This is a genomic window from Lentimonas sp. CC4, assembly GCF_902728235.1.
Classification (GTDB): domain Bacteria; phylum Verrucomicrobiota; class Verrucomicrobiia; order Opitutales; family Coraliomargaritaceae; genus Lentimonas.
In genome coordinates this window covers 1,469,042-1,489,186 of sequence record NZ_CACVBO010000001.1, presented here as the reverse complement: position 1 = coordinate 1,489,186, position 20,145 = coordinate 1,469,042, and the positions used below count along the sequence as shown (strand labels likewise).

The following is a 20,145-nucleotide window of genomic DNA, read 5'->3' as shown; positions in this document are numbered from 1 at the left end:
TTAAGAATAGATGTAAAATTAAAAGCACGGAAGCCAGTCCATCAGACCGCAGTTTCAGTAAAGCGTTGCTCGCGAATCACTGTGATTTCAATCGCGCCCGGATAGTTCAACTCATCCTCGATTTGCTCACGAATGCGTAGTGCAATTTTACGCGCTTCATCTTCGTCCACCTTCATGGGCTCAACAATGACACGCACTTCACGGCCGGCCTGAATGGCATAGGCATCTGAGACGCCGCTTTGCTGCTTGGCAATATCCTCAATGCTGCGAACGCGTTGGATAAATCCATCAATCGACGAAGCACGTGCCCCAGGACGCACCGCAGACAATGAATCCGCAACCATGACCAGCCCCGCATACGCACTCTCAGCTGGCACTTCTTTGTGGTGGGCAGCCGCAGCATTCACGACGCGTGGGTCTTCGCCGTGCTGCTTAATAATATCCGCGCCAACTGCCGCATGGCTGCCCTCGTAGTCTTCATCCACTGCTTTACCCAAATCGTGAAACAGCCCCGCACGCTTCGCGAGCACTGGATCTAGGCCGATCTCCGCAGCGATCAATGCACATAAATTAGCAACCTCGACGGAATGCGCCAACGTATTCTGATTATTTGAAAGACGATAGTGCAGCTTACCCAGTAGTGCCACCACATCGGGATGCACATCAGTCAGACGCAATTTACGCAACGCCCCTTCACCAAGCTCGATGACATTGGCATTCATCGTCTCCTCCGCCTTCTCAACTTCCTCTTCAATGCTCGCAGGGTGGATGCGACCATCACGCAGCAATGCATCCAACGCAATCCGAGCAATCTCGCGGCGCACTGGATCGAAGCATGAAATGAGCACCGAATCCGGCGTTTCATCAATCATTAAAGTGGTGCCAGTGGCATGTTCGAACGTGCGGATATTACGACCTTCACGGCCAATGATACGGCCCTTCATTTCCTCACTCGGTAAAGTCACCACCGTAGCAGTAGCATCGTTCATCGGCTGACTCGTAATACGCTGCATGGCGGCCAATACGATACGGCGACTTTCTTCAGCCATTTCGGCGTCAGATCGCTTCAGCAAACTCTGGCGTAAATCACGAATCTCTTTCTCACATTCGCGCTCGGTCGCAGCGATCAACAACTTACGCGCTTCGACTTGATCCATTTGCGAAATCTGGTGCAGCTTCAGTCGATACAAGCGGCGGGTTTTCTCAGCCTCATGCTCCGAATCCTCCAAATTACGTGATGCACGGACGAGATCCTTCTCCTTCTCCTCCAACTTGGCGACTCTCTCTGTATGCCGTTCATTTGCTCGGGCTAATTCTCTCGCACGTAAATCCTGCTCGTCTTTACGAAGCGTGAAGCTGCGCTCTAGTTCGGCTTCCTTGTTCTTATACTCTAGTTCCAGAGTCGACTTCTCTTCGCGCCACTTCAATTGAGCTTCTCGTGCTTCCACATCGAGTTGTAAGCGCTGCGCTTCCTCGCGTCGCTCAAAGCGTCGTGCCATCAACAAATGATAAACAGTCGCTCCCACGAGAGCGCCGACCAGAGACCCCAAAATATGTTCAATTTCCATTACAATAACTGATACAAATCTACGTTTGGCGGGGTGACCAAATGCTACGAGCGACTGTAACCCGGGTCCCTAGGGCGAAGGACCATTTAACTAGTAGAGCGTTGATAGTAGGCTAATTCTGTAATTTCAAGGTAAAGTTACTGTCCCACCAATGTGTTCCGCGTCCTACTGCCGCTCAGTCAACCATTTTACCACACCTGCACAATCGCGACTATTGAGCACCTGCTCCTTTTTCAGCCACCCCTTACGCGCGATATTCACACCGGCATCAAAATAACTAAGCCCGTCCGTGCTGTGCGCATCCGGATTGATCGAGCACATCAAACCGCGCTCCGCCGCGCGCCGCCAAAGCCGCCAATCCATGTCCAGACGACGCGGATTCGCGTTAATCTCAATGATCACACGATTCGCAATCGCCGCATCGATCACCTTCTGCAGGTCAACTTTATATGGCTCGCGGCGCAGTAAAATACGTCCTGTCGGATGCCCGATCATCGTCGTAGCGGGATGCTCAATCGCACGAATCACACGCGCAGTCATCTCTTCTTCGGATTGGCTAAACGAGGAATGCACCGACATCACCGCATAATCCAAAGCATCCAAAGTGCTGTCTTCTAAGTCCAACGAACCGTCGGGTAAAATATCACATTCGATGCCAGAGAACACATGCACCAGCGATGCACCCGATTCGTTAAACGCACGAATACTCTCAACCATCCGCAACACACGCTCATCATCTAAGCCATTGGCTTGGTAACTGGCCTTGGAATGATCCGCCAAGCCCAAATAGTCCCAGCCAAGTGCTTCCGCAGCCGCTGCCATTTCTTCGATCGTGCCACGACCATCCGAAGCCGTGGTATGATTATGAAACACGCCACGAATATCCGAACTGGTCACTAGTGTCGGTAAACCACCCGACTCCGCCGCCTCGATCTCACCAAGCCCTTCGCGTAATTCGGGTGCAATTTCGCTCAAGCCCAAAAATTCAAATAGAGCCCCCTCCGAATCAATCCCCCGATTCAATGCATCACTTATTCTATCACTTTCTTTATCATCTTTAGAATCACTTGAAAAATCACCTAATTTATCAGCTTTTAAATCACCTTTAATCTCAGTTTTAAAATCACTATTTTCATCATCATTAAAATCACTTAATAACGAGCTACTTTTATCACTATTTAAAGCACGTAATTCATCGCCTTCAGTATCACTTGCTTTATCACTACTTAAATCACCAATACGCTTAAGCCCCCATTCACTCAAGCTATACCCCCTCGATAACGCTCTCTGGCGCATCGCCACATTATGCTCTTTTGATCCAGTAAAGTGGTGCAGTGCAAAGGCGAACTGCGCCGCAGGAACCACACGTAAATCTGCCTGTAAACCACCTTCATAACGCACACTGGATTTCGTTGTGCCATGCGCCGTCACTTCAACGACCATCGGCTGCGTCACAAACCAATCCATGATCGGCTGCGGCTCAGACGACGCCACAATAAAGTCCAAATCCCCCACTGTCTCACGCAAACGCCGCAAACTACCAGCGACCTCCGCTCGCTCAACCTGTGGCAAGGCCTGCAGCCCGGCCAAGATTGGCTCCGCCACCGCGCGTGCCGTCCACCAGTGATGACGCTTCGCATAAGCGGCTCGATTCGCGATACCCTTCAGAATCTTCTCTGCGGACTTTTTGCCAAACCCCTTGAGCGCCTCAACAGCACCCGACTCACAAGCCGCCTTTAGCGCATCGATCGATTCGACTCCCAACGCATCGTGCAGCTTTTTAACTTTCTTCCCACCAAGCCCGGGGATATCCAACATCTCAATCAACCCCGGTGCCACCGACGCCCGCAGCTCGGTATAGTAAGCCAACTCCCCACTCGCATGCAGCGTCTCAATCTTCTCGACGAGTGCCGAACCAATGCCGCGCATCCCAGCCAGCTTGCCCGACTCGATCAATTCGCCAAGGTCGTCCTCCATCGTCTCAAGCGCCCGCGCACCTGTCGAGTAGGCACGAATTTTAAACGGGTTCTCCCCTTTTAATTCGAGAAGAACCGCAATGTCCTCCAACACGTCAACGATATCGGCTTTATTCATAGCGCGCTAAATTGGTAGATATGCCTACAGATGCAACTCACGAAGCAATCTACCAACAACTCGCAAGCGTGGACGCCACAATACCTGCTACCGCTCGCTACTCGCAATCAACTGCTCCATCAATTTACGATCCACTTTCCCGCGCTCATTCAGCGGCAAGATCGGCACCTGGATCATTTGCTTCGGGATCTTGTAATTCGCTAAATCGGCACGCAGTTCTTCTTCCCACTTCCCTTCATGACTCACCACGATGTCCGGAATATAAAACGCCACGAGCTTCTGCCCCCACTCGGCGTCCGGCCAGCCAATGACTAGCACTTGCTCGACCGCGCCCGTATCCATGATGGCCTGCTCCACTTCGTGTGGATCAATCTTCTCCCCACCGCTAATGATCAACCGATCACTGCGCCCGACGATATGCAAGCGTCCGAGCGAATCAAAAGTGCCCTCATCATCCGTCAAATAACCAATACGGCTTATGCTCGCAGGACGCTGGTGGTAACCTAGAAACAGCGACTTTGCATTGATCCGGACATGCCCAATTTCTCCGACAGGACATACACTACCATCATCACGAATCACCTTTACCAGTGCATGACTTAGCGGACGTCCAACATTGGTATGCCCCGCAAGAAACTCATCCGGTGGCAACGCGGTCACCATCGCAGCCGTCTCGGTCATCCCATAGCTCAGCACAACCGGCAGCTTTAGCTCACGCGCGCGCTGCTCGACCGAACCAGGTATCGATGCACCGCCCACAAAAATCGCCCGCATCGCCATCAACCGATGCGTCAAACGCTGCTGCGCCATTAATCGTTGCAACTGTGTCGGCACTAGAGACAGGCACAACGAGCTCGCGGGGAAGTCAGGAAAGTGCCCAGCCAGCAGTTCTTTAAAATCAGGAAAGACAATGCGCCCTTCAGTCGCAAACGAGCGCACTAACTGCATCAACCCGCTGACATGATACAGAGGCAAAACACAGCAAGAGTTGATCGCCCCCGGGCCAATGAACGAGCTCACCCCTTCGCACGCAGCCACCAACGTTGCCCATCGATGCATCGCAAATTTCACTCCGCCCGAACTCCCCCCAGTCGGGATCAAGATCGTGCCTGCCTTGGGGTGCGTAATACCCGAGCGCGCCGCATCTGAGATCGGAGAATTGCCAAAAACCACAGCAGGATTCACTAAAGTCACCACCCGCTCCCATTCCACACGTTGCCATTTCGGATTCGCCAAAATAACCGGCACGCCCGCATGCACCGCAGCAAAAAACGCTGCGGCAAACCGCACGGGGTCAGATTCGAGAATCATCACGCCACGCACAGACGCATCGTCCCCACCCGCCTCAATTTGCTCAACACACCGCTGCACCATCGGATAAAATGCCTGGCCCGTGGTTCCCACGATCCAATCACGCTGCAACGCGTCGAAATTAATTAAACCAGCTGTTTCCATAGCAAAGTCGGGTTCTGAATGCCACGAACCGACGCGTTCATACTCGGCGCAGACGCGCCAAAGCTCAAACCATCTGTGAACGCATCCAAAGTATCAAATCCAATCACTCGATTCAGCTCGGGCAATTGATCTGCAAGATGCAAGGCATTCTCTAGGCCGATCGCCGTCTCAAAGACCGACGACAGCACCACCCGTGCTGCCACTGGGCGCAAACGCTCCACCAGCTCGCACGTATTGCCCATCAACGCTGGCTTCACGACCAGAGGTCCCAGCCATTTGTTCAACCACCCAGAACCCGCCACGCCATTCAACGACTCATCTAACGCGATCGGCACGCCAAACGACTCCGAATGCCCCGCCATTAAGCGCTCTTGCCCAACTGGCAAAGGCTGCTCCAAATACTCCACCTGATCGGGAGTGCGCTGCAGCAACCACAGCCAAGTCTCCAACTCCGCCACCGATAACCCGCCATTCGCATCTAAACGCAAACGACTCCCAGACGGCAACTGCGCCACCATCTGCTGAAACACCGCTTGCTCCACTTCTGCGTGATCGACGCCCACCTTCCACTTAAACGTCTCATACCCCGCTGCCAATTTAATCGGCAATTCCCGCAACCCAGCACTCCCCGCAGGCAACAACGCCGCCACCTCATAACTCCGACGAGCGACCGGCTCCGCACTCACCTGTGCCGCACTCAGCCCAAACGCACAGCACGGCAACTTCGCCAGCGCTGCGGCATCATCGAGCAAGTCTGGATCTGCCACTAGGCCCCATAAAAAGTCCTCTGCCTGCGCGACCGTCTCCGTGCCAAACTCCGGAATCGGCGCCACCTCGCCGTAACCCACGCCCGAATCATCCTCCACCCGCACAATAAACCCATCCCGCAACGACCACTCGCCACGCGCGGTGCGTAGCGGCTTCGCGAAGGTTCTCTGATACGATTTGAAAGAAAAGCGGCGACCCATTTGCTCTAAACTGTCGTTTCTACTTGAGAAAAGACAATCTTTTGCTGGATTCACTCCATGACAGCACACGCCAGCCTCGCAGATTTCTATCAGCCCGCCGATAAGTTCTTTTACAACAGCTTACCGACCGGCCTCACCTACGACGACATCTCGCTCGCCACGCTCTATTCAGATGTGCTGCCGCGCCAGACCAATCTAGCCACTCGCATCTCCGACGCGCTAGAGCTACAGATCCCGATCATCTCTTCGGACATGGATACGGTGACCGAATCGAAGATGGCCATTCAAATGGCACTCAACGGCGGCCTCGGACTCATCCACTACAACATGAGCGATGAGAAGCAGATCAAAGAAGTCGCCCGTGTGAAAAACCACATTCACGGCTTCATCCAAGAGCCAATTAAAGTCGCCCCCGATCAAAAAATCGGCGAAATCATCGAATACATCGACGCTCGCGGATACGGATTCAGCACTTTCCCAGTCGTCGACGCTGGCAACAAACTCCTCGGCCTGCTCCCTGGACGTGTCGTCAAACCACGCTACGCCGACCGCCTCGTCTCCGAAGCGATGACCCCGCGCGATCAAGTTTACACCTTGACCGAAAAAGAAATCGGCGCAGACCCAATCAAAACAGCAGACGACTTTTTCACCAAACACCTTGGTATTCACAAACTGTTGATCGTTGACGACAACGATTGCCTGCGTGGCCTCTTCACTCTGAGCGACATCGAGCGCATCAGCGGCGAGTCTCAACAGTCCGTCAAACCTGCTCGCGACGAAAACTTCCGCCTCATGTGTGGCGCCGCGATCTCTGCACACCGCAAGACCGACGGCTCGCTCGATAGCGACCGCATCATCACACACGTCGGCCAACTAATCGACGAAGGCGTCGATGCCATCGCCGTCTCCACTGCACACGGCTTCTCCAAAGGCGTCGGCGATTCGATCCGCATGCTACGCGAACAATTTAAGGACATTACACTCATCGCAGGTAACGTCACCAGCGCCGAAGGCGTGGACTTCCTCGCAGACGCAGGTGCCAACTCGATTAAAATCGGCCAAGGCCCCGGCTCAATTTGCACCACCCGTATCGTCGCAGGCGTTGGCATCCCACAGATGACCGCACTCTACGTCGCATCCCTCGCAGCTCGCAACAAAGGCGTCTCGATCCTAGCCGACGGTGGCATCACCAAGTCAGGCGACATGGTCAAAGCACTCACACTCGCCGACGGCGTCATGTGCGGTAGCCTCCTCGCAGGTTGCCACGAGTCACCGGGCCAAATCATCGAGATCAACGGTAAGCTCTATAAGCAATACCGAGGCATGGGCAGCAGCGCGGCAATGAAAGACGGCTCCGCCTCTCGCTACGGCCACGACCGCAAAGACATTGCAACCAAAGCCGCAGCCGAAGGCATCGAAGCCCTCAAAGAATCCGCAGGCTCACTCTCCGGCGTGCTCCGCGAACTCGTAGGCGGCATCCAGTCCGGCATGGGTTACCTCGGCGCAGCCAAGCTCGAAGAGCTCCGTGCCAACGCCCGCTACATCCGCGTCAGCCCGGCTGGCCAAAAGGAGTCCTCCCCGCACGACGTCATCACCGTCAAAACAAGCGACAACGGTTCGGACAGTTCTAAGTAGTCCAAGTTTCAGCTTTTCAAAATTTCAGACTTTCAGCGTTTCAAAAAAAACATGCTCACTCCATTTTCCTCTCAACTCATTGCCGACACCGGTATCTCCACTGGTGACGAAGGCAAGGGCCGCGTCATTCTAGAAATCGTCAATGAACTGCGCGACATTACCGGCCGTCAGGACGCCGTCGCTGCCGTCATGAAAGTCAACGGTGGCTCCAACTCCGGCCACACCGTGGCAGGACTAAAGCTCAACCTCCTTCCTGGAGGCGTCGCCGATCCACACGTGCCACACCTGCCAATCGGTTGCGGTGTCGTCGCTGATCCTCGCAAGTTTCTTTGGGAAGTCGCCTACGCTGAGCAAAACGATTGCGTCGCCCTCAAACGCCTCGCCATCGACGAGCGCTGCCTCGTCTCAGACGTCTGCCATCGCTTGCTCGACCTCGCGTTCGAAGACTACCGTGTGCATGTGCTCAAAGACGATCCACGTGGCTCCACGGGTCGTGGCATCACACCCGCCTACCTCGACGAGGTCGGCCAATTCCAAATTTTCTACGCTGACTTCCGTGGACCGAAAGAAGTCTTTGCCGCGAAGCTCCGCAACCGCGCCGACCGCGCGCTGCGCATCATCGAGCACGTCTGCCAAGTCGCTCCCGAGCGTTGGGTCAGCCTCTTCGACACCCTCACTGGTGCCGAAACTCGCGCCAACAAAGAGATCATCGATAGCGGCGCCTTCACCGAAGCCGAATTCGACTTCAGCCAATTCGCAGGCGACGCCCCCTTCACGCTCAACCTCGACGCCTTGATCGAAGCCTACTGGGCAGCGGGCCAAATCCTCGCACCACAAGTCGCCGACGTGCGCGAACTCGTGCTACGCGAGCAAGACAAGGGCAACTACATCATCGGCGAATTCGGCCAAGCCTACTGGCTCGACAAACGCCACGGCTTCGCGCCCAACGTCACCGCCTCGCACACCTTTACACCTGAGTTCTTCCAATCCGCAGGCATCCCCGCGCAAGCCATCCATAACGTCGGTTGCTGCAAGGCTTACGACACCAAAGTCGGCACGCACGTATTCATTTCCGAAATCGACCTCGACCACCCGCTCAGCAAGCAGCTGCGCATGATCGAGTTTGGTGCCACCACCGGCCGTCAACGCATGGTTGGTTGGTATGACGCAGTGGAAAAAGGCGATGCCCTCCGCTACGGCGGCTATCAAGACCTCGTGCTCAACAAGCTCGACGCCCTCAGCCACTCCGGCGACTGGCAAGGCGAGCTGCAGATCTGCATCGGTTACGAAGACGAAGCAGGCAAGGTGGTTTACCACGTGCCTCGCGACGACGTCTATCGCCGCACACTCAAGCCTGTTTACAAAATGGTGCCCGGCTGGAGCGAAGACATCTCAGGCGTGCGTAACTTTGCCGACCTCCCCGAGGCAGCGAAGCACTACGTCGCATGGATGCTCAAAGCCCTTGTCGACGTCGCCAACCACGGCGACCAAAACAAGGACAAGATTCCCAACCTGCGCTACATCGGCGTCGGCCCCGAGCCAAGCCAGATCATCAAAGACGTGCCAGCAGTTGAAGAGCTCTTGAAGCTCGCAAAGTAATTCACACATAGATGCCCGATGAAAATTAGCGATCAAGACACTCTACTTTTCATCGGCGACTCAATCACCGACTGTGGGCGTCCGCGCCCAGTCGGCGAACGTGGCGAACTCGGCGATGGCTACGTTAACCTAGCCAACAGCCTACTAGCAACCTGCCATCCCGAAATACGGGTTCGTGTCTTAAATACTGGCATTAGCGGCAATCGCATTACCGATCTCGAAGCCCGCTGGCGCGACGACGTGCTCGCTCACCAGCCCGACTGGCTCTCAATCATGATCGGAATCAACGACGTCTGGCGCCAATTCGACAACGTCACCGATACCGACGTCGTCAACTTAGAGCGCTTCGAAAACGTCTATCGCCAGCTCCTTAGCGCAACACGCCCCAACTTAAAAGGCTTGGTGCTCATGACGCCCTTCTACCTAGAAACCAATCCGGCCGATCCGATGCGCGCGCAGATGGACGCCTACGGCGCAGTCGTCAAACGCCTCGCTGAGGAATTCGACGCCGTGTTTGTCGACGTGCAAGCCGCCTTCGACGCCTACCTAGAAATGCGCCCGACACAGACACTCTGCTCAGATCGCGTGCACCCGAATCAAACCGGCCACCTCATCATCGCCAAAGCGTTCTTTAACGCCATCGGCGCCCAGTGGTAGAGTGCCATTAGCTTAGCCCTTCTAGAGCGCTACTTTGCCTCGCACTCCCACCCGACGGCACCGCGAACAGCTTTCTACGCTGCCGAGTCGAGGTTCGATAAACGCGTAGAGATACTATCGACAAAACGATCCTGGCAGCTAAAAAAGCAGACATGAACGCAAAAATCGTAGCAGCCTGCCAGGCCTTCTCACTCGGACAATCCGCCAAAGCACTCGACTTCATCGCCGACGAAGCGGAGTGGCACATCGTGGGCGATCACATCATCGCAGGCAAAGCAGGCATCGAAGCGACCTGCGCCGAGGCCGAAGCCGAGGGCAACCCGAACTTCAAAAATATCCGCACGATTGAAGGCAGAAACCACGTCGTCGTCGAAGGCAACGACCTCGATTCTGATGTCCACTACTGCGACATCTACACCATCGAAGAGAATTTGATCTACGAGATCTCGTCCTACTGCCTCGCGCGCTTCGACGAGGAAGAAGGCGAAGAGTAAGTGATACAGGCATTCCTGCCTGTCCCGTCAGAGTCCGCACACCTCTCCAGCGCAACAGGCAAAAATGCCTGTATCACTTCACGCTCACTCCCCCTGATAACTCAGCACAATTTTGCGTGAGTGCGGCCGTGCGCGATGCTCCCAGAGGAATACACCCTGCCACGTGCCGAGGCAAAGGCGACCGTCCACGAACGGAATCACCTCTGCGGTGCGAGTCAGCGCCATTTTGATGTGGCTCGGCATGTCGTCCGGCCCTTCATACGTATGGGTAAAATCGGGATCATCCTCAGGCACGAGGCGGTCGATGAATCGCTCAAGATCACGTCGCGCCGAGGGATCGGCATTTTCCATAATCACCAGACTACAGCTAGTGTGGCAGCAAAACACCGTGACCGTGCCATCGCGTAAGCCCGACTCGCGTAAGCCGCCCTCAATGGCGGACGTAAATTCTTCGGTCGATTTCCCAGGAGCAGAGACTTGTAGCTGTTTGGTAAAGGTAGGCATGGAGGAGAATTAGGAATGAAGAATTAGGAAGTAGGAAGTCTTTTCACAACGTGCGAACAAAACGTGGCATGCGTGCTTGCTAACGCCTTCAACTCCGAGAATCCTCAAGAAGCGCCCCGAGCGAACCGACTGACCAAGCGACTAAGAATCATATGTCAAAATTACATATCACCCCAAATAGAATGATATGTAATCAGGTAACAGCGAATACCCGCACACGACGTGGCATTGACAGTCTCTAACGGGAATAATATGTGGAATGGCATAATAACTTGTTCGCCAAAGAAAATATGCCAGAACCCAACAAAGCAAAAACTCGATCTTTCGCTTCCTCAGAGCAACTCGGCCAATGGCTGGAATCAAATCACGCGAGCGAGGACGAGCTTTGGATCAAGGTGTATAAGAAGGGGTCGGGGAAGCCCAGCGTTACGTGGAATAATATTGTCATTGAGACGCTATGCTGGGGCTGGATCGACGGGGTAAAGAAGTCTCTCGGCGACGAAGCTTACCTTCAGAGAATTACGCCAAGGAAGAATGGTAGCTCATGGTCGAAGCGAAACACTGAGCATGTCGAACGTCTCACGAAAGATCGTCGCATGAAGGAACCGGGAATGGTTCAAGTTCGTGCGGCGAAGAAGGATGGGAGATGGGATGATGCGTATGCTCCAGCAAGCGAAATGGAGATCCCAGATGACTTCCTCGCAGCTATTGAGTCACGACCGAAAGCGAAGGAGTTTTTTGAACAACTCACCAAGTCTAATCGTTATGTAATCGCCTACGCATTGACCACCGCCAAGAGGCCTGAAACGAGAGCGCGCAGATTCAAAAAGTATTTGGATCTTGTCGAACGAGGCGTGAAACCGAGCTTCTTTTAATCCGTGAACACAAAATCAACTAAGGCGAACAAGGCAGTGGACTCAACGCGCTAAAGCGCGTGAGTCACTTTGAACGTTCGCTAATACAAATGAAAGCATTGTTCCCACTTCTTGTCGTCCTTTTCATTACAGGCTGTATTTCCTCTGACGAGCCCTTCTACACGGAGGACTCAAAAATCAAAGATGAGCGATTGATCGGCAACTATTCGGACAAATCTAGCTCGACGTCAGTCACAATAACCGAGAACCAAAACGGAGGAGAAGACTATAAAATTGAGCTAAAAACTAACGATGGAGTCATCATACTAAACGGGACTCTCTTTAAAATGGACGACCATTCATACATAGATCTAATCATCGAGAGCGAAGATTTTGCAGAGCAACATCTCAGTCCTGTTCCCAGTGGAACTGACATTCTAAAAAGAATTTTCATACCAAAACGACATGTCATATTCGGCCTCGAAGTTAATGATGAGTCACTCACATTCAGAGGAAACGATCACTTGGCCTTACAAAATTTTAAAGATAACTACATCTGGAAATTAAAATCTATAGACTTACTAAAAAGAATTCAAATCGAAGAAGACCTAATACACATCCCAGGAGACCCTGAGCTTTTCCTCCCCACAATCAATGAAGCCTATTTCAAGGGCGACATCTTCCAAAAAACTGAAACTCTAAGTAAATGAGCGAACCAATCGGGGAGACAAAAAAGGCGGGCAAACGCAAAATACAAAGACTAGCAGTCGAACCACCTTCTAGGACGGAAGCGATTGAACCTGCGTAAGCATTACTGCCTTCGCGGTCTTCGCAAAGCAAAGCCCCTACTTTTTATTTAATAGACAAGGAAACAACAGGAGCACCAAACGTTTTGTGCGAACGTGGAGACTGTCTCCTTGCGCGCGCCGTCAGGTTCGCTAGCGTTGCTGCTTCATGTCCCGATACCTTCGAGAATTTACAATCATTGCCTGCCTCACCTGTATCGGTGCGGCATTCTCGTTATTCAATGGCATCGCACCACTCCCCTGGGCAGAACCAGAGTTAGCGCCTGGGGAGATTCAACTCGCCGATGCCCGTGCACTCGACGTGCTGTGGGTCGATGCACGCAGCGAAGCCGAATTTATCGCAGACCACATCCCCGAGGCCGTTTTGCTCCAGGAGGACAATTGGGAGACAGGAATCGTCGAGCTCATGGGCGCATGGCTGATAAATCCACGCACGATCATCGTGTATTGCGGCAGCGAAAGTTGCGGCACGAGTCAGCGCATCGCAGATCGCCTGCGTGAGGCATTGCCAGACGCCGAAATCTACAGCTTGAAAGGAGGATGGGACGCATGGGTGCAATAGACAAAAAATCGCTCTTCGTATTGATCGCGCGTCTCATACTCGCGGGCGTGTTTGTGATGGCTGCCTTGCCGAAGATTCAAGATCCTGTCGCATTTGCAGTTTCGGTCGCGGCCTTTCGGGTGATCGATTCAGACCTCTCCTTGTGGGTTGCGCTCTTTCTCCCCTGGCTGGAGCTCGTGCTCGGCCTCGGTATCCTCATGCCAGCGATTCGACGCACCAGTTCGGCACTCATCGGGGTATTGCTGTTCGTATTCATCGTGCTGCATAGCAGTGCGTGGGTGCGAGGGCTCGACATCAGCTGTGGCTGCTTCGGCGCTGAAACCGGCGAAATCGCCACAGACTATCGCTGGTTGATACTTCGGAATGCATTGCTGCTCGGGGCAGCGCTCCTCGTGTTTAGGCAAGATTCCAAAGAGTAGAAGCGTGCTTCCAGCCGCTTTTCACACGACAGCTAGCGGCTGGAAGCCGCTTCTACTTTGGCTTCTGTGAGTGCCATTCGTATTCAAATCCGCTTGCGACGACCTCAAACACGCATTCTTCTATTACCCATCATGTTTAAACGTCTGCCTTCAGTTTTCTTCGCGATTCCCCTCCTAGTTCTCCTTCTGCCCCTAGTAGCAGACGCCTCTCGGCTGGAGTGGGATCAAACCGAAGCCCGGATCGAAATGAAACCAGGCCAAGAACAAGCCCGTGCCGAATACATCGTGACCAATAAGGGCGACGAGACCGTGCGTATCGCACGAGTTAAAACCAGCTGCGGTTGCACAGGTTCACTACTCGACAACAAAATCATCAAACCGGGCGAATCGGCCACTATCACTGGCACGTTCAACAAAGGGAAACGCCAAGGGCTCAACCACAACAAGCTCGAGGTGTTCCTCGACAATCAACCCGAGGCCGTCGCGACACTACACATGATCGTGCAAGTGCCCAAACTGGTCGATGCGCAACCGCAGATCGTCTATTGGAACGCCGACACCTCGAAGACCGACCGTCAGGTCCGTATCACACTGGACAAACGCTACGTCTCCGAAATCAGCGAAATCGAATATGACCAGTCGAAGCTCATCATTCTCGAAGAAACTGACCCCACTGGTAAAGCAGACCGCATCTTACGTATTCTACCGCAATCCTTCGACAAACTAATCCGCGAAACCGTGATCATCACAGGCCGAGGCAAAGACGGCATGAAAGCCGACGCACGGCTGCACATTTTCGTGCAGCCTTAGGCCAGTTGGCGACTTCAGATCGTATTGATCGATGAGCTTGCGTAAAATGGCTTCCCCCTTGCCATACGCCCCTCTAAAAACACTTCTCTGCTATCTGTCTCATGTTACAACGTCTGACGCCTTTCTTCTTAGCGATCACACTCGCAACACTAGCACTCCCACGCATTGCACAGGCCTCCCTCCTCGAATGGAACCAGACCGAGGCACACATTGAGTTAGAGCCAGGACAAGAAGAAGCACGTGCGGAATATGTGGTGACGAACAAAAGCGACGAGACTGTGCGTATCGCCCGCGTTAAGACGAGTTGCGGCTGCACGGGCTCATTACTTGACAAAAAAAACCTGGCACCAGGAGAATCGACCACCATCACTGGCACCTTCAATAAAGGAAACCGCGAAGGACTGAACCGCAATAAACTAGAGGTCTTTCTCGACAACCAGCCCGACCCTGTCGCCACGCTACACATGATCGTGGAAATCCCAAAATTAGTGGATGTGCAGCCATCGCTCGTCTACTGGGATCCAACGAGCTCACAAACAAATCGCCAGGTCCGAATCACACTCGACAAACGATACGTAAACAAAATCAGTGATATCGAGTATGATGCTGCATACGTCACACTAACTGAAGAAACCGACCCAGACGGCAAAGTGGACTTGATTCTACGCGTCTTGCCAAAATCCTTTGAGCAAAAGATCCAAGAACCCATTGTGATCAAAGCCACAGGCGAAGACGGCATGACAGCCAAAGCCCGCCTGCTCGTGTTCGTGCAGCCGTAGCAGCGAAGCTGCGATGGCGAATGAATAATGGCTAACCACAGAAGCCCAATTAGCCATCACGCATCAGCTATTCGCCATTCTTAGTAAATGACCTAAGGTCATTTACCAAGATCATACTGGACAACACGCTTACGGAGCGTTGCACGTGTGATACCGAGCACCTCAGCGGCACGAACCTGCTTACCCTCCATCTCTTCGAGCGCTCGCTTGATTAACTCGCGCTCAGCGTGTTCGAGAATGTTGGTGCCATGATCCTTGCGTAACTGCTGATACACCTCACTAAACGGCTCTCCTGGCATGCAACCCAACTGCGGCTCAGCGGGCGCTGGCGCAGGCGGCACTTCAACCGACCCAACGATTTGAGCACGGTCGTCGATGTTTGTAACCACCTCCTCTTGAAACGGCGAGCGTGTCAGCAAGGCCTCATCACCAACGGCTGAAATCAGCTCCTGCGGCAGATCCTTGATTAAAATCGTATCGCTCTGCGCCATCACCGCACTGCGGTAGATCAAATTCTCCAACTCGCGAACGTTGCCCGGCCAGGTGTATTTGGCCAACACAGCCATCGCTTCAGGCGAGATCGCCTTGGTATCCGCCTTACTATCACGCGCCAAACGCTTGAGCACGAAATCGACCAGTAGCGGCACATCTTCCATACGCTCACGGAGCGGCGGCAACTGCAAGCGCACCACATTGAGACGATAGTAGAGATCTTCACGGAAAGTCTTCTCCTTCACCATCTCTTCGAGTGGCTTATTCGTCGCAGCCAGCAAGCGCACATCGACCTTGATCGTGCCACTGCCCCCGACGCGCTGAATCTCACCCTCTTGGAGTGCGCGTAAGATCTTAGTCTGCGTCGACAGCGCCATATCGCCGATTTCATCCAGAAAAATGGTGCCACCATCACAGAGCTCAAACTTACCAATACGCTGCGTCGTGGCTCCAGTGAACGAGCCCTTCTCGTGACCAAACAACTCACTCTCGATCAAATTATCAGGAATCGCCGCGCAATTCACCGCGATATACGGCTTTTTTGAGCGCAGGCTATTTTGAAAGATCGCCCGCGCAATCAACTCCTTACCCGTGCCACTCTCGCCCGTTACCATGACCGTGACATCGCTCGCAGCGACCTGACCGATCATTTTAAACACAGCCTGCATCGCAGATGAACTACCGATGATGCCTCCCTCGATTTCCTCCGCACTCACTCCCTCCGATTTTTTCTCTTGGCTGGCGCGATCCAAATCCTCAGACGACGCCAAGGCCGACTCGGTCAATGTAAGGATCTTCTTCGGATCAAAGGGCTTCATGATGTAGTCAAAGGCGCCAAACTTCATCGCCTCGATCGTCGTCTGAGTCGTGCCATAGGCAGTCATCAGGATGATCATCGCATTCGGGTTCGCGCCACGTAAATGCTGCAGCGCCTCGATACCGCTCATCCCGCCCATGCGGTTATCCAACAAGATCACATTCGGCGCATGCTGCTCCGCCATCTGTAGGCCAGTTTCACCACTATTTGCCTCAATTACATTGTATTTACGCGCCGAAAGGACGCGTTTCAGAGAATAACGAAGATCGTCATCATCATCGATAACGAGAATAGTGGGAGTGTTGGATGTGGAAGACATAATAACTACGAGTTGCCGATAATTAGCAAAGAATCGCAAAGAATAGCAAGAATGATGCATTCTTGATTATTTCCCCATCAAACGCCAACAACGTTTAAATCTCAAACACCAGTTTTCCAAAACTTAACAGTCAAACAACTCGATCTCAGCAACCTTTTGTCCATCCTCGCACTTTCGGCATAAAACCTTCTACTAGGAAAAATTATGACACCTCGTCACAGCCAACCGCGTCTGCAAGGCCACCAAAGTGGTTTTGCGCTGGTATTGGCACTGATGTTGATGGCGTTCATCCTACTGCTCCTACTGTCGATGACGACGCTCGTGCAGGTCGAATCACGCGCGGCCACTAACAGTCTGGAGCAGCTACGCGCCCGCGAAAGTGCCCGCCTCGCGCTCATGTTAGCGATCGGCGAACTGCAAAAACACGCCGGCCCCGACCAACGCGTCACCGCCCGCGCCGAGATTCTAGGCGATGGCAACTACGCTCCCGCCGCAAAATTCTGGACGGGGGTATGGGACACCACCGATCCAAGCGCCGAACCGACATGGTTGGTTTCTGGAGCAAATGCAGACCCCGCGAATTTACCAACATCAGTCATCTCCCTAGAAGAAGCGTTCGATGCCAATAGCAACAAGGACATCACAGAGGACGGCGATTTCTCAAACACACAGATCGAGTTCATCACTACCGACGCACAAGCGACTCGTTACGCATGGTGGATCAGCGACGAAGGCGCCAAAGCCCCCGTCAGCGTAACGACCGAACTCACCAGCCGCATTGAAGCACTCGAAGACGACAGCGCCTTGCTCGACTATAACCTTCGGTCAAAGGAAGTGCTTTCTGCCCGCCATGACCCCGTATTTGATTACGATCTGTTTTTCGACATCGACGACGATAATTCCACCGTAGATGAATCCTTAGAGATCGCCCTCTCATCCAAACAAGTGGAGCTCCTTATTGGCGACAAAACAAGCAACGATCAAAACCAGATCAAAGCGTCATTCTTGCATGACTTTACCCTACGCAACGAATTTGTATTCTCGAACCCTCTTCATGGTGGCCTAAAAAAGGACCTCTCGTTGCTCAAAACACTCGATGCCACAACGAGCACACAAGCCGAGATCGATTCAACATTCGAAGAGCCCAACGGGCTACTCACCCCTGATGCCATCAAGCTCATACAGTTCAGAGGCAACCCAACCGCCTATCCCACAGATGAAATCATGGGGATGCAAATCGAAGACGATACGATCGCAGCGGCCAACGCACGTGTCAGTCACTTCAATCTAACACCAGTCATCACCGAATTCCAGCTAAGCCTCGGCATCGCAACCGACGGAGGCAATGTCTCTAATTCGACGATTACCGACAGCCCGATTCACATCATCCAAAAAGTCTACATAGAACTCTGGAACCCCTATACCATCCCGATTCTCATTGGCGACGAGACGATGGCCGACTCGCGCGGATTCTCGAACCTTCGAGTTGAGATCAAAAACCTTCCATCGTTTTTAATCACAAACAATGGCACCGGTGATACTGGCACAGGGAGCATCCCTGACATTGATATCCTCTGGAGCGATCACCACACGGGACCAAAAATCCTGCGCCCAGGCATGGTCTATCGCACCAGTCTGCCGCTCGACCCCAGCAGCTCAGGTGATCCACACGGCACTAATAATAGCGGCACGATACAAACCATTCTACCAGAAATCATACGAGGCAGCCGATCCGATGATTACACCGGCACCTTCCACTTCGGAGGGGCACCCATCGAGATCAGCCTGATCGGCTTAAACGCAAGCGGCACTGAACGCGAAATAGAGAAAACAGAAATAAGCGGATATTCTGATTTCACGATTCACTACAATTACAACTCCTACAACAACCGGGCAACATGGCTGAAACGGGTGCCCACCTCCAGCACTGGCGCGTGGGGCATGAATACACAATCACTCGAAGTGCAGGGTTACGCATTTGCCTTTCGCTACCGCATGCTGGACGAACAAGAAGTCCCCGGGCCGATCACAGACATCTCAAACTGGCTGAGCCAATACGACATTCGCACTCACTCGATTAGTGCCGACCTAAACACATGGAGCCTGAACAACGCGTGGGACACTGCCCCAGCGGTTCCATACGACTTTAGGCTCAACGACATCGACACAGACCTTGGTGAATTCGACCCATCACAGAGCTTCAAAAGTGACGATTTCTTTCACTACGAAACAGGCACCACACTCACAGGGCGACGCGACCGAATTGCGCGTGTCATTGATCTACCCACGAGCGAAGTGCTCGATGTCGGGATCTTCCGTGCGCTCAAGTTCAGAGACCACCATGCAAATAGCCTCGGCAATCCGTGGGGCAATGAGCTCAACCAATTCTACGACCAATACTTTTTCTCCACATTACCGGCCCCAGACACTTTGGAATGGGACTCGACTACACCCTTAGCCAACAACCGAATCAAACGCTTCAAAGGGGAACCACAATTAACCGACGCCGAAACAGCATCTGAGGTGACACTGGAAAATGGGTTCAACTTGAACTCTACATCCGCAGCTGCATGGAAAAGTGTTTTGTCGGGTAAGCAGTTCCCCGCGCAAGCATTGGAATTTCAATACGAACAATCAATCAGTTCGGATGCCCCCGCGCGAACCCAACTCACAGAATCGCTAGACAACCTATTTATCAACAACCCTCACAGTATTGTTCACAACAACGCCGAACAAGCGAGCGCCCCAAGCTATCAATTCATTGCACGCGAGACCACGAGCGACTACCTGAATGCGTTTAGCATCAACAACACAACTTGGTTAAATATACTTCAATACCCCGCCTTCTACCAATCACTGCGCGAGCTCACGGACGCAGACCTCGATGCACTCAGCACTGCCATTGTTGACCGCATAGTAGAATCATACTCTACCAACAGCCATCCCGCGTTCAGCATGGCTGAGTTTCTCAATGAAGGCATTTTGCAAGATGCAATTGATAGCGTGCCCGCAATCAACAATCGCAGCAGCAACACCGACGCTATTCCGCCCCACTCTCCGGCCTACATCTCGCAAGCAACATTAATGAATGCACTGGGGCCGTTAAGCTTTGTTCGATCAGACACATTCAAGGTTCGAGCCTATGGGTCCGCAGTGAACCCCATCACAAATAAAATCGAATCCGAGACCTATCTAGAGGCCACCCTACAACGCACACCCGACGCTCACTCAAACGCCCAGTTCGGCCGAGAGTTTGAAATCATTGATCTCAAATGGATACCTCCCGTAAGATAAACGCATCGATTGCTCTATT

17 protein-coding genes are annotated in these 20,145 nt (G+C 53.2%); 11 read left to right on the top strand and 6 right to left on the bottom strand.

Annotated elements, in window-relative coordinates; translation table 11 throughout:
- Positions 1-41: 41 nt before the first annotated feature.
- The 4 genes from rny to GZZ87_RS06505 all read right to left on the bottom strand — a co-directional run bounded on the left by rny (position 42) and on the right by GZZ87_RS06505 (position 6,085).
- A complete protein-coding gene (rny, locus tag GZZ87_RS06520; RefSeq protein ID WP_162025719.1) occupies positions 42-1,568 on the bottom strand; it encodes a ribonuclease Y in 1,527 nt (508 codons plus the stop codon).
- Positions 1,569-1,733: 165 nt separating this feature from the next.
- Positions 1,734-3,662, bottom strand: coding sequence for a PHP domain-containing protein (locus tag GZZ87_RS06515; protein WP_162025718.1), 1,929 nt, complete (start codon positions 3,660-3,662; stop codon positions 1,734-1,736).
- 87 nt (positions 3,663-3,749) lie between these two features.
- Complete coding sequence (locus GZZ87_RS06510) at positions 3,750-5,117, bottom strand: AMP-binding protein (protein ID WP_162025717.1); 1,368 nt, start codon at positions 5,115-5,117, stop codon at positions 3,750-3,752.
- Positions 5,099-6,085 carry an o-succinylbenzoate synthase gene (locus GZZ87_RS06505; protein ID WP_162025716.1) on the bottom strand — a complete coding sequence of 329 codons (987 nt, stop codon included), beginning with the start codon at positions 6,083-6,085 and terminating at the stop codon, positions 5,099-5,101. The genes GZZ87_RS06510 and GZZ87_RS06505 overlap by 19 nt, the downstream gene beginning before the upstream one ends.
- A gap of 57 nt (positions 6,086-6,142) precedes the next feature.
- Here GZZ87_RS06505 and GZZ87_RS06500 point away from each other — a divergent pair, with 57 nt between their 5' ends.
- From GZZ87_RS06500 to GZZ87_RS06485, 4 genes are all read left to right on the top strand, one after another.
- Positions 6,143-7,720 carry an IMP dehydrogenase gene (locus GZZ87_RS06500; protein ID WP_162025715.1) on the top strand — a complete coding sequence of 526 codons (1,578 nt, stop codon included), beginning with the start codon at positions 6,143-6,145 and terminating at the stop codon, positions 7,718-7,720.
- Positions 7,721-7,771: 51 nt separating this feature from the next.
- Positions 7,772-9,319: an adenylosuccinate synthetase gene (locus GZZ87_RS06495; RefSeq protein WP_162025714.1), complete on the top strand. Its 1,548-nt coding sequence runs from the start codon at positions 7,772-7,774 to the stop codon at positions 9,317-9,319.
- Between the two features lie 18 nt (positions 9,320-9,337).
- Positions 9,338-9,976 (top strand): SGNH/GDSL hydrolase family protein, encoded by a 639-nt coding sequence (locus tag GZZ87_RS06490; RefSeq protein WP_162025713.1) that lies wholly within the window; start codon positions 9,338-9,340, stop codon positions 9,974-9,976.
- Positions 9,977-10,128: 152 nt separating this feature from the next.
- Positions 10,129-10,470 (top strand): nuclear transport factor 2 family protein, encoded by a 342-nt coding sequence (locus GZZ87_RS06485; protein WP_162025712.1) that lies wholly within the window; start codon positions 10,129-10,131, stop codon positions 10,468-10,470.
- An 84-nt stretch (positions 10,471-10,554) separates the two neighbouring features.
- Here the strand turns inward: GZZ87_RS06485 and GZZ87_RS06480 are convergent, their stop codons facing one another.
- A complete protein-coding gene (locus GZZ87_RS06480) occupies positions 10,555-10,974 on the bottom strand; it encodes a secondary thiamine-phosphate synthase enzyme YjbQ (RefSeq protein WP_162025711.1) in 420 nt (139 codons plus the stop codon).
- A 290-nt stretch (positions 10,975-11,264) separates the two neighbouring features.
- Here GZZ87_RS06480 and GZZ87_RS06475 point away from each other — a divergent pair, with 290 nt between their 5' ends.
- From GZZ87_RS06475 to GZZ87_RS06450, 6 genes are all read left to right on the top strand, one after another.
- A complete protein-coding gene (locus tag GZZ87_RS06475) occupies positions 11,265-11,849 on the top strand; it encodes a YdeI/OmpD-associated family protein (RefSeq protein ID WP_162025710.1) in 585 nt (194 codons plus the stop codon).
- Between the two features lie 89 nt (positions 11,850-11,938).
- Positions 11,939-12,538 (top strand): hypothetical protein, encoded by a 600-nt coding sequence (locus tag GZZ87_RS06470; protein WP_162025709.1) that lies wholly within the window; start codon positions 11,939-11,941, stop codon positions 12,536-12,538.
- A gap of 244 nt (positions 12,539-12,782) precedes the next feature.
- Entirely contained in the window at positions 12,783-13,196 is a 414-nt protein-coding gene (locus tag GZZ87_RS06465) for a rhodanese-like domain-containing protein (protein WP_162025708.1), read from the top strand.
- A complete protein-coding gene (locus GZZ87_RS06460; protein ID WP_162025707.1) occupies positions 13,184-13,615 on the top strand; it encodes a MauE/DoxX family redox-associated membrane protein in 432 nt (143 codons plus the stop codon). The genes GZZ87_RS06465 and GZZ87_RS06460 overlap by 13 nt, the downstream gene beginning before the upstream one ends.
- A gap of 132 nt (positions 13,616-13,747) precedes the next feature.
- A complete protein-coding gene (locus GZZ87_RS06455; protein WP_162051186.1) occupies positions 13,748-14,425 on the top strand; it encodes a DUF1573 domain-containing protein in 678 nt (225 codons plus the stop codon).
- Between the two features lie 101 nt (positions 14,426-14,526).
- Entirely contained in the window at positions 14,527-15,204 is a 678-nt protein-coding gene (locus tag GZZ87_RS06450; protein ID WP_162025705.1) for a DUF1573 domain-containing protein, read from the top strand.
- A 98-nt stretch (positions 15,205-15,302) separates the two neighbouring features.
- Here GZZ87_RS06450 and GZZ87_RS06445 read toward each other — a convergent pair whose 3' ends face one another.
- The gene (locus GZZ87_RS06445; protein WP_162025704.1) at positions 15,303-16,832 is read right to left on the bottom strand and encodes a sigma-54 dependent transcriptional regulator; all 1,530 of its coding nucleotides are present in this window, start codon (positions 16,830-16,832) and stop codon (positions 15,303-15,305) included.
- Between the two features lie 204 nt (positions 16,833-17,036).
- Here GZZ87_RS06445 and GZZ87_RS06440 point away from each other — a divergent pair, with 204 nt between their 5' ends.
- On the top strand, positions 17,037-20,126 hold the full coding sequence (locus GZZ87_RS06440) for a hypothetical protein (RefSeq protein WP_162025703.1): 3,090 nt from the start codon (positions 17,037-17,039) through the stop codon (positions 20,124-20,126).
- The last annotated feature ends 19 nt before the right edge of the window (positions 20,127-20,145 follow it).

Bases quoted from the DNA above. Each gene is read 5' to 3' on its own strand.
- GZZ87_RS06485 (WP_162025712.1), top strand. From the start codon at position 10,129: ATGAACGCAAAAATCGTAGCAGCCTGCCAGGCCTTCTCACTCGGACAA.
- GZZ87_RS06490 (WP_162025713.1), top strand. From the start codon at position 9,338: ATGAAAATTAGCGATCAAGACACTCTACTTTTCATCGGCGACTCAATC.
- rny (WP_162025719.1), bottom strand. From the start codon at position 1,568: ATGGAAATTGAACATATTTTGGGGTCTCTGGTCGGCGCTCTCGTGGGA.
- GZZ87_RS06460 (WP_162025707.1), top strand. From the start codon at position 13,184: ATGGGTGCAATAGACAAAAAATCGCTCTTCGTATTGATCGCGCGTCTC.
- GZZ87_RS06515 (WP_162025718.1), bottom strand. From the start codon at position 3,662: ATGAATAAAGCCGATATCGTTGACGTGTTGGAGGACATTGCGGTTCTT.
- GZZ87_RS06495 (WP_162025714.1), top strand. From the start codon at position 7,772: ATGCTCACTCCATTTTCCTCTCAACTCATTGCCGACACCGGTATCTCC.
- GZZ87_RS06480 (WP_162025711.1), bottom strand. From the start codon at position 10,974: ATGCCTACCTTTACCAAACAGCTACAAGTCTCTGCTCCTGGGAAATCG.
- GZZ87_RS06440 (WP_162025703.1), top strand. From the start codon at position 17,037: ATGACACCTCGTCACAGCCAACCGCGTCTGCAAGGCCACCAAAGTGGT.
- GZZ87_RS06470 (WP_162025709.1), top strand. From the start codon at position 11,939: ATGAAAGCATTGTTCCCACTTCTTGTCGTCCTTTTCATTACAGGCTGT.
- GZZ87_RS06475 (WP_162025710.1), top strand. From the start codon at position 11,265: ATGCCAGAACCCAACAAAGCAAAAACTCGATCTTTCGCTTCCTCAGAG.
- GZZ87_RS06455 (WP_162051186.1), top strand. From the start codon at position 13,748: ATGTTTAAACGTCTGCCTTCAGTTTTCTTCGCGATTCCCCTCCTAGTT.
- GZZ87_RS06505 (WP_162025716.1), bottom strand. From the start codon at position 6,085: ATGGGTCGCCGCTTTTCTTTCAAATCGTATCAGAGAACCTTCGCGAAG.
- GZZ87_RS06450 (WP_162025705.1), top strand. From the start codon at position 14,527: ATGTTACAACGTCTGACGCCTTTCTTCTTAGCGATCACACTCGCAACA.
- GZZ87_RS06465 (WP_162025708.1), top strand. From the start codon at position 12,783: ATGTCCCGATACCTTCGAGAATTTACAATCATTGCCTGCCTCACCTGT.
- GZZ87_RS06500 (WP_162025715.1), top strand. From the start codon at position 6,143: ATGACAGCACACGCCAGCCTCGCAGATTTCTATCAGCCCGCCGATAAG.
- GZZ87_RS06445 (WP_162025704.1), bottom strand. From the start codon at position 16,832: ATGTCTTCCACATCCAACACTCCCACTATTCTCGTTATCGATGATGAT.
- GZZ87_RS06510 (WP_162025717.1), bottom strand. From the start codon at position 5,117: ATGGAAACAGCTGGTTTAATTAATTTCGACGCGTTGCAGCGTGATTGG.